Below are 15100 nucleotides of genomic sequence, written 5' to 3' on the forward strand. Positions count from 1 at the left end.
GATCATGGCCGACCTGTCAACGCGAGTCGATCTGGCGCTCCTCGGAATTCGCGTCGATGTTCCCGTGCGCCGCCGGTCCGGGGCGGGGCCGAGTGACGACGGCCATGTCCTGATCGGGGGTGCGGGCGCCGCCGTCCCCCTCCGTTCCGAGAGTCCATACGAGATCAGGGCGAACCGGCTGTTGTTCGACGGCACCGATATCGGTGTCGCGGTCGAGCCGGTGCGCCGACCTCGTTTCTACGATCTGAGCACCGCCGACGGGGTGGCCTACGACAAGATCGCCAAATTGCACGGCGCCGATGTCCTGGCCACGACGGTCGTGCAGACCTGTATCCGCTACGGCGAGGATCAGCGCTGCCGTTTCTGCTCCATCGAGGCGTCGCTGCGGGCGGGTGACACCGTCGCGGTCAAACGACCCGATCAGCTCGCCGAGGTCGCGGCCGGCGCCGTTCGCCTCGACGGTGTCCGGCAGATGGTGATGACAACGGGCACCTCGGCGGCGGCCGACCGCGGCGCTCGCCATCTCGCCCGCTGCGTGCGCGCGGTGAAGGCCGCCGTTCCGGAGCTGCCGATCCAGGTGCAGTGCGAACCACCGGGGGATCTCGGCACGATCGCCGAATTGCGCTCGGCCGGTGCAGATTCCATCGGGATCCACGTCGAGTCGCTGGACGATCGGGTGCGAGCGCGGTGGATGCCGGGCAAGTCGACGGTGCCGTTGAGCGAGTATCGCGCGGCCTGGGCCGAGGCGGTGCGCGTCTTCGGCCGCAACCAGGTGTCGACCTATCTGCTGGTCGGACTCGGCGAGGACCCGGACGAATTGGTCTCGGGCGCCGAGGAACTCATCGAGATGGGCGTGTATCCGTTCGTCGTTCCGTTCCGGCCGCTGGCGGGGACCCTCGCCGTCGACGTCGACCACGCGGTCGCGCCGCGGGCGGCGGTGCTGGAGGACGTCAGCCGTCGGGTCGGCGCGGCACTGCGCCGTGCCGGGATGCTCGGCGCCGATCAGAAGGCGGGGTGCGCGGCCTGCGGGGCGTGCAGCGTACTGCCGAACGCGGGAGGTTGACATGGGCGCCAATTTCGACATGGGCACCGACGTCGGCATGGGCACCGTCAGGGATATGTGGACCGATCAATTCGCCACCGCGCCTGCGCCTTCGCTGGACTATTGCGTGCTGTCGGGGCATCGGGAACCGGCCGAACCGCCGTCCGGGTATCTGATCGGACCGGCCGACGACCGGCGGCTCGCGGAATACCGGGCCATGCGCCGGGAGAATTTCGTCGTCGAGCAGGGGCTTTTCGCCGGATCCGATTCCGACGACATCGATGACGATCCGCGCACCACGGTGCTCGTCGCCCTCACCCCGGACGGCGTGCTGCTCGGCGGTGTGCGCGTGGCCCCGGCCACACCGGTCGATATCGGGTGGTGGACGGGAAGCAGGCTGGTGGTCGACTGTCGGCTGCGCACCAAGGGCGTCGGGCAGGCACTGGTCCGCGCGGCGTGCGCCTTCGCGGAGAACTCCCAGGTGCTGCGCTTCGAGGCGACGGTCCAGGCGCGGTACGAGCGGATGTTCGCCGGACTCGGCTGGATCCGGTTGGGCGAGTGCGTGGTCGGGCAGACCGACCACGTGCGGATGCGCTGGCCGATCGACCGGGTCGAGCGTTTGGCCCACGCCACCAAGGGCATGCTCGCCGCGGCGCTCGCGCCATTGCGCGGAGACTCGATGGCACTGGGCGGCAGTGGTTTTCGCGGCGACGACGGCGCTCCGGTACCCGGTAGCGATCTGGTGGCCGCCTGTGACGCGATCATCCCGTCCATGGTCGAACGTGATCCGGAATGGGCGGGCTGGTGCGCGGCGTTGGTCAATCTCAACGATCTCGCCGCGATGGGCGCGCGGCCGGTCGGCATGCTGGACGCGGTGGGCGCCCCGACGCGCTCGCTGCTGACCCGGGTGCTGCGCGGCCTCGGCCGGGCCAGCGAGATATGGGGTGTGCCGGTCCTCGGCGGGCACACCCAGCTCGGCGTGCCCGCGGCGTTGTCGGTCACCGCGCTCGGCCGCACCGCGCATCCGGTGCCGGGCGGCGGCGGGCAGGTCGGGGACGAGTTGCGTCTCACCGCGGATCTCGGCGGCGGATGGCGTGCGGGATACACGGGCCGCCAATGGGATTCGTCATCGCATCGCACCGGAACGGAATTGCGGCAACTCGGCGAGTTCGTCGCGCGGAGACGTCCGCACGCGGCCAAGGATGTCAGCATGGCCGGGCTCGCCGGTACCGCGGGCATGCTCGCGGAGGCGAGCGGGGTTGGCGTCGAACTCGACGTGTCGCGTATCCCACGACCGTCGGAAACCACTGTCGCGGAATGGATCACCTGCTTTCCCGGTTTCGCGATGATCACCGCCGACCGGCCTGGCGCGCCGATCGCTCCGGCCGGACCGGCCACCTCCGCGGTGTGCGGAGTCCTCACATCGACACGAGGGGTCACCTTGCGCTGGCCCGACGGAACGACCACGGTCGCGGTGCCAGGCGCCGTCACCGGATTGGGAGAATCATGAGCGAGCACACGATATCGGTGGCCGCCGCCGAATTCGGCCGCGATATGGACGCCTGCTACCGCACCATCGAGGCGCTGATGACACAGGCGCGTGAACGCGGCAGCAGCCTGCTGGTCCTGCCCGAGGCATGTCTCGGCGGTTACCTGCCGAGTCTGGGCGGCGGCGGGGAGAGCGAGGAGGCCAAACAGCGCAGGCTGAGCAGTCTGCCGCCCGCCCTCGAACTCGACGGTCCCGAACTGCGCCGGATCATCGCCATGGCGGGCGATCTCGTCGTCACCCTCGGTTTCTGCGAGGCCGACGGCACGGCCAGGTACAACGCGGCGGTCACCCTGCACGGCGACGGCATCCTCGGCTCCTACCGCAAGGTGCACCAGCCGCTCGGCGAGAACCTCTGCTATTCGGCGGGTTCCGAATACCGGGCCTTCGACACTCCGGTCGGTCGGCTCGGCATGCAGATCTGCTACGACAAGGCCTTCCCCGAGGCCGCGCGCAGCCTCGCGCTCGACGGCGCGCGGATCATCACCTCCCTGTCGGCCTGGCCGACGGCGCGCACCGCCACCGTCGAACGGCTCGAGGACGACCGATGGAAACAGCGCTTCGATATCTACGACCGCGCCCGCGCGGTGGAGAACCAGGTCGTGTGGGTGGCCTCGAATCAGGCGGGGTCCTTCGGTTCGCTGCGTTTCGTGTGCAGTGCGAAAGTCGTCGGACCCGGTGGTGAAGTGCTCGCCGACACCGGTGTCGTCCCGGGGCTCGCCACCGCGACGGTTGACGTCGACGCCGCGCTGGAACAGGCGCGCGGAGGCGGGATGTACAACCTGCGCGACCGGCGGCCCGAGCTCTACCACCGGGTCGTGCAGCGGCACGGGGTCGTCGGCAGGCCCGACAGCCCGGAGGCCGAACTCGTCGCGTCGGCGAATACGGGCGGCCAGTGATGGGCGACGACTCGGATACGGCCGCGGCCGTGGAACATCGGGAGGTCGTCGTCATCGGCGGCGGCCAGGCGGGGCTGTCCATGAGCTGGCATCTGACCGCCCGCGGCATCGACCACGTCGTCCTCGAACGCGACACCCTCGCGCACGAATGGCGCGACAGCCGCTGGGACAATTTCACCCTCGTCACCCCGAACTGGCAGTGCGTCCTGCCCGGATATTCCTACGGCGGAACGGATCCGGACGGATTCATGTCCCGCGCCGAGGTCTACGACTGGGTGCGCGCCTACGCCGACACATTCGGCCCGCCGGTGCGCGAACACGTCGATGTCGTCTCGGTGACGCGGTCGCACGGTGGCGGATTCGACCTGGAGACCACCGCGGGTCCGCTGCGCGCGGATCAGGTCGTTGTCGCGGTCGGCGGCTATCACGTGCCGACGATTCCGCGATTCGCGGAGAAACTGCCGCACGGGATCGAACAATTGCACTCGGCCGAATACCGCAACGCGGACGAACTGCCCGCCGGTGCAGTTCTGGTCGTCGGCACCGGCCAATCCGGGGCGCAGATCGCCGAGGACCTGCACCTGGAGGGGCGCGCGGTGCATCTGGCCACGGGTGACGCGCCCCGGGTCGCCCGGTTCTACCGGGGCCGCGACTGTGTGGCGTGGCTCCAGGACATGGGCCACTACGACATCCCCATCCAGCAGCAGCCGGGCGGACTCGGCAAACGCGAGAACACCAACCACTACGTCACCGGACGCGGCGGCGGTCGCGATATCGATCTGCGCCGATTCGCCACCGAGGGCATGTCGCTCTACGGCCGGATGGTCGACATCGTCGACGGCGTGGCGGTATTCGAGCCGACCCTGACGCGCTCGCTCGACGCCGCCGACGCGGTCGCGGAGAGCATCAAGGATTCCATCGACGCCCACATCGCCCGAACGGGTATCGACGCGCCCGTCGAAGCCAGGTACCGGCCGGTGTGGCGACCCGAACGCGAGATCACCGAACTGGATCTGCGCGCGGCGGATATCGCGACCGTCATCTGGTCGGTCGGATTCCGCACCGACTACCGATGGTTGCGCGTCGGCGTCTTCGACGGCGCGGGCCACCCCTGTCACCACCGCGGCGTCACCGATATCGCCGGACTGTATTTCCTCGGGCTGCCGTGGCTGCACACCTGGGGTTCGGGCCGCTTCGCCGCCATCGCGCGCGACGCCGAACATCTCGGCGAGCGCATCGCGGCCGGCGCCAGGGAAAAAGCCGCGGCCTGAGACGGAGCCGAGATGCCCCTCACCCGAATCGCCGCCGTCGCCGGGCATTTCGGCGCCGATATCGGCCGCGCGCTCGACAAACTCGCCGGAATCATCGAACGGCTCGGCGCGGACGGCGTCGACCTGCTCGTCCTGCCCGACGCCACCCTCGGCGGCTACCTCGGCGACCTGAGCAATCCCGATCCGGCGCACTGGCCGGAGGCGATCGACCCCGACGGTTCCGAGATCGGGATGCTGTGCCGGATGGCCGGGGCGATGACGGTCTGCGTCGGATACGCCGAGCGGGCGGGGCAGCGGCGCTACAACGCGGCGGTCTGCCTCACCGGTGACGGTGTACTCGGCCGTCACCGCAAGGTGCACCAGCCCGCGGGGGAGCATCTGGCCTACGCGGCGGGCGACCGGTTCGCGGCGTTCGACACCCCGGTCGGGCGGCTCGGCATGCTGATCGATTACGACAAGACCTTCCCCGAATCGGCGCGCACACTGGCCCTGGACGGCGCGCGCACGATCGCGGCGCTCTCGGCGTGGCCCGCCAGCGTCACCGATCGCGCCTCGCGTATGCCCAACGACCGGCAGGCGCGTCTGTTCGACCTCTACGACCAGGCGCGCGCCGCCGAGAACCAGGTGGTGCTCGCCTCGTCCAATCAGACCGGCATCACCGGCCGACTGCGCTTTCTCGGTCAGGCCAAGGTGGTCGGTCCCGGTGGCGACATCCTCGCCAAGACCTGGTCGAAAGGCGGTCTCGCCGTAGCGGATATCGATATCGACGCCGAGGTGGACCGGGCGAGGCGGGTACTGCGGCACTTGGACGAGCGCCGCACCGACACTTATCACAATCTGTTGCGAGACAAGGCCGGCCGACCATGCGAATAGCGCTGCTGACCTATTCCACCAAACCGCGTGGTGGCGTCGTGCACACCCTCAATCTGGCCGAGGCGCTGGCGCGGGCGGGCGCCCAGGTGACCGTGTGGACGCTGGGCAGGGGCGGCGACTCCGCGTTCTTCCGTGCCGTCGATCCGGAGGTGCGGGTCGTGGTCGTGCCGTTCACCGGTTCCGACACCGAGACCGTCGGCGCGCGGATCCTGCGCTCCATCGACACTCTGCGGGCCGCGTTCACCCCGGACGAGTACGACATCGTGCACGCGCAGGACTGCATCAGCGCCAATGCCGTCGGTGACTGCGTCCGCACCATCCACCACCTCGACGATTTCACCACCCCGGAACTCGCGCGCTGCCACGAACGCGCCATCCGCGATCCCTACGCGCGCGTCTGCGTGTCGGCGGCCGTCGCCGCCGAGGTACGGGAGCGCTACGGGTTCGCGCCCACCGTCATCCCGAACGGGGTGGAATACGACCGATTCGCGCGAGCCGCCGAACCGTGCGCGGACGCCGACCGGCGTCGGTGGCGCGATCGGCTCGGCCGGTACGTGCTCGCGGTCGGCGGCATCGAGCCGCGCAAGGGCAGTAACGATCTGCTCGAAGCCTTCGCGATACTCGGCGAACCGGGAACGCGTCTGGTCTTCGCCGGGGGCGAGACACTGTTCGACTATCGCGAGTACCGCGCGCGATTCGACGCGCGCGCCGAGGAACTCGGCATCGACGTGACGGTTCTGGGCCCGGTCGCCAACGACGAACTCCCCGCACTCGTCGCCGCCGCTACGGCACTGCCGTTCTTCTCCGTCAAGGAAGGTTTCGGGCTGGCCGCGATGGAGGCGCTCGCCGCCGGAATTCCGGTGGTCGCCCGCGATCTGCCGGTGCTGCGCGAGGTGTTCTCGGACGCGGTCACCTACGCGACGACACCGCGCGAGCTGGCGGAGCGACTGCGGCACGCGCTGCGGCCCGACGCCGCGCGCCGTGAGCGCGGACGCGTGGTCGCGCGCGGCTTCGATTGGGACAGTGCGGCCGTCGCGCACCTGCGGTTCTATGCCGGGGTCGCCGAGTCGGATCCCCGGCGATGTCGAACCGCGTAGATCACGCCTCGCGAAGGTCCGGGGTCGCCGCTACCGGGCGCAGCGGCGCCGGATGCCAGGCCGCGATCGCCCAGACGACGACGATATCGATCGCGATGACGAGTATCGACCACGCGGGATAGCGCGGAAGCGCGAGAAAATTCATGATGATCGACAGCACCGCGAGGCAGATCGCGGCGTACCTGCCCCACATGGTCCCGGTGAGCAGGCCGATCGAGCAGAGCGCCAGAACGCCGCCGAGAGCGATGTGGATCCAGCCCCACGACGTGGCGTCGAACTTGTAGATGTATTCGACACCCGCGCCGTAGAACTCGTCGTCCAGCAGGGCGGAGAGGCCCTCGAAGAACGAGAGCAGCGCGGCGGTGAACAGAAGTATCGCCGTGGCGAGGGATGTGCCTTCGGCGACCCGTTGCCGGAGGGGGTGTCCGGCACCGGCAGGTGGTTCGATATCAGACGCGTAAGTCATGGTCGACCTTTCCTGTTCCGCTGTGAATCGAAATAGGGTGTTGTTTCTGATCCATTCTTTCGGCGAGCGCTCTGTCGAATCGGTGGACGGTTTTTCCGAGGGTGGCCGATTCCGGCGCCCCCGGTCGCGGACGCGCGTCGGGATCAGACCGTGGCGAGCGGGACGAACGGTCCGTAATCGCGGACGTGCCCGTCCATCCACTCCCACACCGAGGTGCTGTCGACGGCGACGCCGCGTTGCAGGCACAGCCGCCAGCCGACAGTCGTCTTCTGCCAGATATCCCCGTCGCAGTCGCGATACAGACCGGTGCGCGCCGGTTCTCCCGCCTCGCCGGTGACTTCGGCCTGCGGGGTGTCGCCGGGCGCGGCGCAGCCGAGCAGGCGATCGGTGAGTGCCACCGTCTGCTCGGCCAGTCCGAGCAGACCCGCGAGGATGGCGGCACGGTCCGGAGCGACGAGCGGCTGCGCGGTACGTACGTCGGACGAATCCATCATGGGAACTCCTGAGTCGAGGAAATGTGTTCCGAATAATTATCCGATGGCGCGCTTCCGGATGCCTTCTGCGCCGCTTCCATTCGGCTTCCATTGTGGTTCGATACCGTTTCGTGATATCTTGCCCGACCGCGATCCGGGCGGCGGATGAATAGAGTATCGGTATTCCTCGGAAGTTCGGGATCCGAGGGCCCGGTGGATCCGGGCGCGGCCGGAAAACGCGATGTGTCATGTATTCGCGGATCATCCCGGCGTCGTCGCGCAGTCCGTCCGGTATATGGCTGGTTCCGATCCGGCGGTAGGTGTTCTTGTGTAGCAACGTGTTTGCCGACACATCTGGATCACTACCGTTTGTAAATTCTGGTACTCACAGGTAATTTGACGGACAATCATGCAAACTAAACGGTAGTTTTTCGAATATCCGGCGGTTGGAGGGGCGTCGTGCCATGACGGAGCTACAGGTTCGAGTGTTCGGCCCGCTGCGAGTCTCATTGGATGGCCACGCAGCCCGTATCGGAACGGGACGGCAACAAGCCGTACTCGGTCGCCTTGTCCTCGCAGGTGGGAAAACGATCGCGGTCGACAGGCTGGCCGAGGATGTCTGGGACGGTGCGCCGCCCGCCCAGGCCTCCGCTGTTCTACAGGTTCAAATACATAATCTCAGAAGGGTTCTCGAACCCACGCGAAGACCGCGCACGCCCGCTAGGATCCTCGTCTCCGAGGCGGGTGGATACGCGTTGCGATTGGACGCGGGCAGTGTCGACGCATGGCGATTCGAGGAGTTGCTGCGGCTGTACCAGCTAAAGGCGCACAGTGTGAACGACCGCCCGACGGCGGGCGAGCGGTATCGGATGCTCGACGAGGCATTGAATTGCTGGCGCGGCAATGCCTTCGAATCTTTCCCAGGCGCCTCATGGGCCACAGCCGAGGTAACGCGGCTGACCGATTTAAGAATTTCGGCGACCGAGATGCGGGCCGAAGCCGCGTTGGAACTCGGTCGTGTCGGCGAAGTGATCGCCGTAATGCGACAGCAGGTCGAAGAAAATCCCGGACGTGAAGAGAGCGCGCGGCTGCTCGCTTCCGCCCAATACCGTGTCGGCCAGCAGGTGGAAGCGCTGGCGACGCTGCGCCGCACCCGTGAGTTTCTGCGATCCGAATTCGGGATCGACCCGGGCCAGCGGCTGAACGACCTCGAGTCGGCCATCCTCAATCAATCACTGGAGTTCCACCGCGATGTCGGCGCCGAGGATTCGATATCCCTACGGAATCCGCAGGTGGGAGCCGGTATCAGGCCGGGCAGGGCCACCGTGGCGACCGCCGCCGCCTTCTATCCGCGCCAACGCGCGGCCATTCAGGCGACAGCGACCGAGACGCGGGCGGACGGACTGCGCGTCATCTGGTTGATGGGTGAATCCGGCACGGGGAAAACGGCGCTCGTGGCGGGAGTGCTCGGCGGTCTGGCCGCCGAGGGGTGGACGACCGCCTCGGGGCAATGCCCGGAGATCGACGGCGCGCCGCCCGCGTGGGTGTGGACGGAGATCCTGGCCGAACTCGGCGGTGCGCCCGACCCCGCCGAATCCAGGCAGGGGCCGATAGACCCGTTCACCATCGCCCAGGCGGTCGCGTCGAGGTGCCGTGAACTCGCGGGCGGGGGACCGGTCGCGATCGTGCTGGAGGACGCGCACCGTGCCGAAGCCGCCACCCTCCAGGTCCTGCGGCAGCTGGCCACCTGGCTGCACCGGGAGCCGGTCCTGATCGTGATGACGGTGCGCGGGTCGGAACTGACACCGCTGTTGCGGGCCACCGAGGCGGCGATCGCGGACCGGACCACCGAACGGGTGCAACTGTCCGGACTCGACCTCGCCGGGACGCGCGAGATCACCCGCCAGGTCGGTCTGGCCTCGATCGACGACGAGACCTTGCGCGTGCTGCATCGGCGCACCGGCGGCAATCCGCTTTTCATCAGGGAACTGTCGAAATTGCTTGCCGCGCGGGGTGATCTGATCGGTCTGCCGGAGAGTATTCGCGCGGTGCTGATCGAACGGATCGAGCGTCTGCCCGCCGGTGTGCTCGCGGTTCTGCAACATCTGGCCGTGTGGGGCCGGGCGGTCGATATCGACACCCTCGCCGATTTGTCCGGCGTCCCCGAGGAGAGTCTGGTCGACCTGATCGACACCGCGGCGGCCGCAGACCTCGTCACCTTCGACGGATGCGGCCGGATCATGCCCGACCATCCGCTGATCCAGGATTCGGTCTACGACAGCATCCCGCCGCTGCGCCGCAGCCGGATGCACTGGAACGCCTTGGCGCTCATGGAGAGTCGTGAACCGGGCGGAGGGGCGGACCTGCGCGAGGCCACCGCGCTGGCGTATCACTCGGCGCGCGGGGCGACCAGGACCACCGCGCCGCACGCCCTGAAACACGTCACCGCCGCCGCGCGGATCTGCGACAGTCTCGGCATGCGCGGTGACGCGACGCGGTGGTGGCGGGCCGCGGTCGGATTACACGAATTGGCCGACCACACCATGAGTTCGGCCGCGCGGGCCGAACGGGAGAGTTTGCTCGATACCCTGTGTGCCTTCACCAACGCGCTCGCGTTGGACGGCCGGGTCCGCGCGGCCAGGGCGGTCCAGGAACGGGCGCTCGGCCTGGCCGAGAGCCTGTCCGGCCACGATCAGGTGGTCCGCGCCCTGACCTGCTGGCGCGCGCCGGTGGTGCACGGCATCCGGGACTGGTATCCGCGTGACAGCCGGGTGCACGATGCCCTGGTCTCGGCCATCGCGCGGGAGAACTCGCGTCACGACGAGGCGTGGTTGCTCGTCGCCCTCGTCTTCGAGACGCCGTTGGGCGTTGGCACCGATTCGGCGCGTGAGCGGGCCGCGCGGGCGCTGGAGACGGCCCAGTGCAGTGGTGACCTCGAATTGGTCTGTGCCGCACTCAATGCCGCCGCCTACACCACGGTGGGATCGGCCAGGCTCGATCGATGGCGTGTGTTGGCCGACGAACTGCTGCGCGTATCGCTGGACGCGCGGTCGCTGGATTACCAGGCACTCGCCCACTACATGCGCTTCCGGGTGGCCTGCCGCGACGTCGACCTCGCCGAGGCGAGCAGACACGCCGTGCGTGCGCTCGAATGCGCGATTCGCGGCGAATCCCAGCAGTTGCTGGGCCAGTTGGTGGCTTTCCCGGCGGTGGTGCGGGTGCTGCGCGGTGAGGTGAGCGCCGCCGAATCCGACTACCGGCGTTTCGGCGCGGCCATGGCCAGGACCGGGATCACCGACGAGGAGGCGATCCGCATGACGGGCGCGATCACCATCGCGTGGGCGCGCGGTGACCTGTCGGTGGTGCTGAACCGGGTGGCGCGCTGGTTCGTGGCGGAACCGGAGCTGATCGCCCAGTTCTACGTCCTCGCGCTGATCCACGCGGGCGATCCCGTCAGGGCCCGTGCGATATTCCACGAGTACGACCGGGTCGCCGACGGGTTCTACTGGCAGCTGATGTCGGCGTTCCGTGCGTATGCCGCGGTGGCGCTCGGTGAGGTGCGCGCAGCGGGCGAGATGTATGACGCGTTGCGTCCGCATTCCGGCACCTTCATCGGGTTCGACAGCGGGGCCACCACTTTCGGTCCGATGGACAATCTGCTGGCCGATCTGGCCGAAGTGCGCGGTGACGCCGAAACGGCGGCGGCCCTGCGAGCGGACGCGGAGACACTCGTCATCGACGTGCGTAGATCGCTGGATTCGCTTGCACCGCTGCTGGACTCGATCGACGATATGTGCGGCGGATCCACCTCGGACAAATCGGAGCGTCTGCGCTGAACCGCCCGTTCCCGGCTACTCCTCCGGGAACGGGATCAGTTCCAGATGTTGGGCGGCGGGCGCCGAACCGGTTCCGGGTCCGGAAACCGGGCTGACGCCGCCGCGATGCGCGGCGAGCCACTGCCCGCACACGCATCGCAGATAGCGGACCGAGCCGTGCGACGACACATACATCGGTGCGGGCCATGAGCAGGTCGGGCATTCGGTGGCCATGGCGCCAAGCCTGGATAACGACCGCCGGTATTACAACGACCGCTTCGGCGTGGCGACCGGTCGGAATCGTCGCGATTCAGCAGTAGTGACACACGCCACTGGCGGGCAGTTGGATGAAACACTCACCGCAGACGCGCTGGCGGGGCGGCTGCGCGGTCTCCTCCTGCGGCGGTTCGGGCTGCGCCGTCTGCCGTGCGGTATCGGCTGAGCTCGCGGCCTCGGCGGCGGGGGCCGTCATCGTCGTCATCCGCCTGCGGGCCGCCACCTTGGGGGTCAGCGGCGGGACGGCGCCGTCGGCGGGCATACCGGCGCCGAAATGCTGGTAGCACTGCCAGCGCGCGTAGGCGGCGTGCAATTCGAGATCGTCCGGGATCGGGAGCCCGGCCAGTTCGAGGACGTAGCGGTAGGCGTCACCGACGGTCTGGTTCTGCCGCACGCACAGCGCGGTCAGCGGCGGCTCGCCCGCGCGGTGGCAGCGTCGCGCCACCTTGCGCAGGATGGCGTCGATCCAGGTGCGGGTCGGGGCCTCGGTCTGGACTCCCGAGGTCTCCTGCACCTGCTCGGCCAATTCGTTGACGGTGATGAAATGTCCGTAAGCGGTAGCGGTTTCGGACAGCACGGCATGGGCCGCCAGGGCCCACGCCACCGTCGCATCCCGGAATGGCACCGCCGTTCCGTCCGCCGTTCGCCTTGCCCCTGCCGTCGTCGCTACGGATGCCCTCGTCACCCGAATAATTTAACCCCTCGCTTTCTCGCGAATCGACCGGGCTCCCGGCGCGGGTGCCCACCGGGGGTGGCGGCGGCGAGGTTTCTACGCGCCCGGACGCAGACCGATCGGTGTGAGTTCGCATTTCGGCGGCGCGGCGGGCCGTCGGTCCACACTCGGCTCACCCGGTGCGTCCAGCCGGGTGCGAATCCACTCCCTGACATCGCGCAATCGCGCGATCCGGTCATCGAGTTCGCCGAGTTTCCTGCGGTAGACCTCCGACGACGCCGGGCAGGAATCGCCGGTGGGAAATCCGGCCCTGAGGCATTCCACGAACGGCCTGATCTCCTCCAGGTCGAATCCGCAGTCCTGAAGGGTCCGGATCTGGCGCAGGATCAGCAGATCGTCCTCGTCGTAGACCCGGTAGCCGCTGTCGTCGCGACGCGCGCTGAGCAATCCACGCGATTCGTAGTACCGCAGCGCGCGCGTGGTGGTCGCCGAGCGCCGGGCCAGCTCTCCGATACGCATCCGTGAGTCCTTCCTGGCGAGGCATCCCGCTGCCCGATACCGACGCTAGACATTGACCTCGACGTCAAGGCAAGGCGAAAAATTCCCGCGCGGGGCTCACCCGCCCAGACCGCGCCTGGCCAACAGCGGCTCGATCTCGGGGGCCCGGCCACGGAAACTCTCGAAGGCCTCCAGCGGATCGACCGACCCGCCCTTGGCCAGCAGCGCGCGACGGAAGATCTCGCCCTTCTCCCTGATCGACGCCGACCCGTCCTCGAACCACGCCACGGTGTCGGCGTCGAGCACTTCGCTCCAGATGTAGGAGTAATAGCCCGCCGCGTAGCCACCGGAGAAGATGTGAGCGAAATAACCCGTCCGGTACCTCGGCGGAATCGCGGCGATGGCGAGTCCGGCTTTGCGCAGGGCTTCCTCCTCGAACGTCGCCGCGTCCGTTCCCGCCAGCGCCTCCGGATTCGGCACCCGGTGCCAGGCCCAGTCCAACAGCGTCGCGCCCAGATACTCGACCGTGCGGAAACCGGTCCCGAAGCGTTCGGCGGCCTCCATCCGGTCGAGGAGTTCGGCGGGCATCGGCTCGCCGGTCTCGACGTGGCGGGTGTAGTTGGCCAGCACTTCCGGGCGCGACATCCACATCTCGTTCACCTGCGACGGGAATTCCACGAAATCGCGCGGCACCTCGGTACCGGCGAAGAACGGGTAGCGCACATCCGAGAACAGCCCGTGCAGCGCGTGCCCGAACTCGTGGAAAAGCGTCCGCACGTTGTCCCAGCTGAGCAACGCGGGCGTACCCGACGGTGGTTTCGCGATATTCAGGTTGTTCACCACCACCGCGCGCGTTCCGAGCAGCCCGGACTGGGCGACGAGCTCGCTCATCCAGGCCCCGCCGCGTTTGGACGGCCTTGCGAAGAAGTCGCCGAGGAAAAGGCCGAGGGCGCCGCCGTCGGCGTCGAACACCTCGAAGACCCGCACATCCGGGTGGTAGCCGACCAGATCGGTCCGCTCGCGCAGGGTGATTCCGAACACGAGTCCCGCGGCGTGGAACACGCCGTCGACCAGGACGCGTTCGAGTTCGAAATAGGGCCGCAACGCCTCGGCGTCGACTGAGAAGCGTTCGGCTCGAACCCGCTCCGACCAGTACTGCCAATCCCAGGCGCGCAGCTCGGCCTCCGACCCCGCACCGCGCATCGCCGCGGCCAACTCCCGCGCCTCGCGGTCGGCGTTGGCCACCGCGGGCCCGACGAGCCGCCCGAGCATCTCCTCGACGGCCTCCGGGGTTTTCGCGGTCTGATCCTGCACCGCGTACGCCGCGTGATCGGCGAAGCCGAGCAGCGCCGCGCGTTCGGCTCGCAATGCGGCGATCCGCACGGCGAGAACACTGTTGGCGTCGTCGCCGAAGCCACGGCTCAGTGAGGCGTTCATCACCCGGCGGCGCACATCCCGGTCGGCCAGTTCCGCGAGGACCGGCTGATTCGACACGTTCTGCAACCGCAGGGCCCAGGCCCCGTCGTATCCGAGATCACGGGCGTTGCGGGCCGCGGCCGTCACCGCCGACGCGGTCAGACCGGCCAGTTCGTCCTCGTGGTCGAGTACCAGCGCGGCCGCGTTGGTCGACTCGAGCAGATTCTGTCCGAATTCGGTGGCCGCGGAGGCCAGTTCGGCGTTGAGTTCGCGCAGCCGCGCCTGTCCCGCGGCATCCAGCCGCGCGCCCGCGCGCACGAATCGAACGTGGTACTGCTCCAGCAGGCGGTGATCTTCAGGGTCGCCGTGGCCCTCGAGTTCGCCGCGACGTTCGTAGAGCGCCTCGATCCGGGCGAACAGGGCCGGGTCCAGGTAGATCGCGTCCCGGTGCGCGGCCAGGCGCGGCGCGAGATCGGCCTCGATCGCCTTGGTGGCGTCGGTCGAATCGGAGGAGGCGATGGTGAAGAACGCGTTGGCGACGCGCGTGAGCAGCGCGCCGGAACGTTCCAGCGCGACCACGGTGTCGGCGAAGGTCGGCGTGGCCGGACCCGAGGTGATCGCGGCGATCTCGGCGAGCTGTTCGGCCATGCCGCGCTCGAACGCGGGCAGGTAGTGCTCCTCCCGTATCTCCGCGAACGGAGGCAGCTGATAGGGGAGCGTGCTCGGCGCGAAGAACGGGTTGCTCGTCATATTCC

Annotated in this window: 13 protein-coding genes and 1 pseudogene; 8 read left to right on the forward strand and 6 right to left on the reverse strand. The window is 68.6% G+C overall.

Features of this window, described 5'->3' with window-relative positions:
* The first annotated feature begins 4 nt into the window (after positions 1 to 4).
* From OG225_RS00660 to OG225_RS00685, 6 genes are read left to right on the forward strand one after another with little or no spacing between them, the layout of a single operon-like run.
* Positions 5 to 1063: an MSMEG_0568 family radical SAM protein gene (locus OG225_RS00660; protein WP_405179963.1), complete on the forward strand. Its 1059-nt coding sequence runs from the start codon at positions 5 to 7 to the stop codon at positions 1061 to 1063.
* 55 nt (positions 1064 to 1118) lie between these two features.
* Complete coding sequence (locus tag OG225_RS00665) at positions 1119 to 2552, forward strand: MSMEG_0567/sll0787 family protein (protein ID WP_405183142.1); 1434 nt, start codon at positions 1119 to 1121, stop codon at positions 2550 to 2552.
* Complete coding sequence (locus tag OG225_RS00670) at positions 2549 to 3487, forward strand: carbon-nitrogen hydrolase family protein (protein ID WP_109523388.1); 939 nt, start codon at positions 2549 to 2551, stop codon at positions 3485 to 3487. Before OG225_RS00665 ends, OG225_RS00670 begins: the two co-directional genes overlap by 4 nt.
* Entirely contained in the window at positions 3487 to 4758 is a 1272-nt protein-coding gene (locus OG225_RS00675; RefSeq protein ID WP_405179964.1) for an MSMEG_0569 family flavin-dependent oxidoreductase, read from the forward strand. The genes OG225_RS00670 and OG225_RS00675 overlap by 1 nt, the downstream gene beginning before the upstream one ends.
* A gap of 12 nt (positions 4759 to 4770) precedes the next feature.
* Positions 4771 to 5631 (forward strand): carbon-nitrogen hydrolase family protein, encoded by an 861-nt coding sequence (locus OG225_RS00680; RefSeq protein WP_405179965.1) that lies wholly within the window; start codon positions 4771 to 4773, stop codon positions 5629 to 5631.
* Positions 5622 to 6728 carry an MSMEG_0565 family glycosyltransferase gene (locus OG225_RS00685; protein ID WP_405179966.1) on the forward strand — a complete coding sequence of 369 codons (1107 nt, stop codon included), beginning with the start codon at positions 5622 to 5624 and terminating at the stop codon, positions 6726 to 6728. The genes OG225_RS00680 and OG225_RS00685 overlap by 10 nt, the downstream gene beginning before the upstream one ends.
* A 1-nt stretch (position 6729) precedes the next feature.
* On the opposite strand, the gene OG225_RS00690 is transcribed toward OG225_RS00685, so the two are convergent.
* Positions 6730 to 7194: a hypothetical protein gene (locus OG225_RS00690; RefSeq protein ID WP_405179967.1), complete on the reverse strand. Its 465-nt coding sequence runs from the start codon at positions 7192 to 7194 to the stop codon at positions 6730 to 6732.
* A 143-nt stretch (positions 7195 to 7337) separates the two neighbouring features.
* Positions 7338 to 7688 carry a hypothetical protein gene (locus tag OG225_RS00695; RefSeq protein WP_405179968.1) on the reverse strand — a complete coding sequence of 117 codons (351 nt, stop codon included), beginning with the start codon at positions 7686 to 7688 and terminating at the stop codon, positions 7338 to 7340.
* Between the two features lie 443 nt (positions 7689 to 8131).
* On the opposite strand from OG225_RS00695, the pseudogene OG225_RS00700 reads away from it, so the two are divergent.
* Both OG225_RS00700 and OG225_RS00705 read left to right on the forward strand, forming a co-directional pair.
* Positions 8132 to 8413: pseudogene (locus tag OG225_RS00700) on the forward strand (winged helix-turn-helix domain-containing protein); the annotation flags it as partial.
* A gap of 9 nt (positions 8414 to 8422) precedes the next feature.
* Positions 8423 to 11503, forward strand: coding sequence for an ATP-binding protein (locus OG225_RS00705; protein WP_405183143.1), 3081 nt, complete (start codon positions 8423 to 8425; stop codon positions 11501 to 11503).
* Positions 11504 to 11518: 15 nt separating this feature from the next.
* On the opposite strand, the gene OG225_RS00710 is transcribed toward OG225_RS00705, so the two are convergent.
* From OG225_RS00710 to OG225_RS00725, 4 genes are all read right to left on the reverse strand, one after another.
* A complete protein-coding gene (locus OG225_RS00710; RefSeq protein ID WP_216910347.1) occupies positions 11519 to 11716 on the reverse strand; it encodes a hypothetical protein in 198 nt (65 codons plus the stop codon).
* 76 nt (positions 11717 to 11792) lie between these two features.
* Positions 11793 to 12383: a hypothetical protein gene (locus OG225_RS00715; protein ID WP_405179969.1), complete on the reverse strand. Its 591-nt coding sequence runs from the start codon at positions 12381 to 12383 to the stop codon at positions 11793 to 11795.
* Positions 12384 to 12527: 144 nt separating this feature from the next.
* Positions 12528 to 12950 carry a MerR family transcriptional regulator gene (locus tag OG225_RS00720; RefSeq protein WP_405179970.1) on the reverse strand — a complete coding sequence of 141 codons (423 nt, stop codon included), beginning with the start codon at positions 12948 to 12950 and terminating at the stop codon, positions 12528 to 12530.
* 96 nt (positions 12951 to 13046) lie between these two features.
* Positions 13047 to 15095 carry a M3 family metallopeptidase gene (locus OG225_RS00725; RefSeq protein ID WP_405179971.1) on the reverse strand — a complete coding sequence of 683 codons (2049 nt, stop codon included), beginning with the start codon at positions 15093 to 15095 and terminating at the stop codon, positions 13047 to 13049.
* Positions 15096 to 15100: the final 5 nt, after the last annotated feature.

It is taken from the genome of Nocardia sp. NBC_01377 (assembly GCF_045040005.1).
GTDB lineage: Bacteria > Actinomycetota > Actinomycetes > Mycobacteriales > Mycobacteriaceae > Nocardia > Nocardia noduli.